Source organism: Paenibacillus xylanexedens (genome assembly GCF_007680605.1).
GTDB lineage: Bacteria > Bacillota > Bacilli > Paenibacillales > Paenibacillaceae > Paenibacillus > Paenibacillus xylanexedens_B.
Genome location: NZ_VEIO01000045.1, coordinates 1 through 515, shown reverse-complemented (window position 1 = coordinate 515; position 515 = coordinate 1). Strand labels below are relative to the sequence as shown.

General features: G+C 47.4%; 1 protein-coding gene. It reads left to right on the top strand.

Annotated elements, in window-relative coordinates; genetic code table 11:
• The coding region (locus FS818_RS28295) for a condensation domain-containing protein (RefSeq protein WP_260984892.1) at positions 1-515 on the top strand (515 nt) is incomplete at both ends.

The window sequence follows — 515 nt, the reverse complement described above, 5'->3', positions numbered from 1 at the left end:
ATCAAGTGCAAAGTAGAGCGATTCAAGCAATCGGACCGGGAACAAGGATTCGATCTGACGAATGATGCTTTGTTACGTGTTGCTGTATTGAAGACGGGGCAGAGCCAATATGAGATCGTATGGAGCCACCATCATATTTTGATGGACGGCTGGTGCGTGGGCATCGTCTTGAAAGAGTTCTTTTATATGTACAAGCAGCTTAGCAGTGGCCAAACAATGGATTTGCCTGAGGTGAAACCTTATAGCGAATTCATCAATTGGTTGGAGAAGCAGGATCGTGAAGAAGCGCTGGGCTATTGGAGAGATTACTTGGCGGGGTACGAACAACGTGCGGCGATTCCAACAAGCGGTCATTCTACTAATGGAGAGTACGTCCTGGAGGAGACTCATCATATGTTCTCGGAGGCGCTGACCGAGCGCTTGATGTACTTAAGCAAATACCATCAGGTTACGATGAACAGTATGATGCAAACAGCATGGGGCCTGCTACTGTGCAGATACAATAACACCGATGA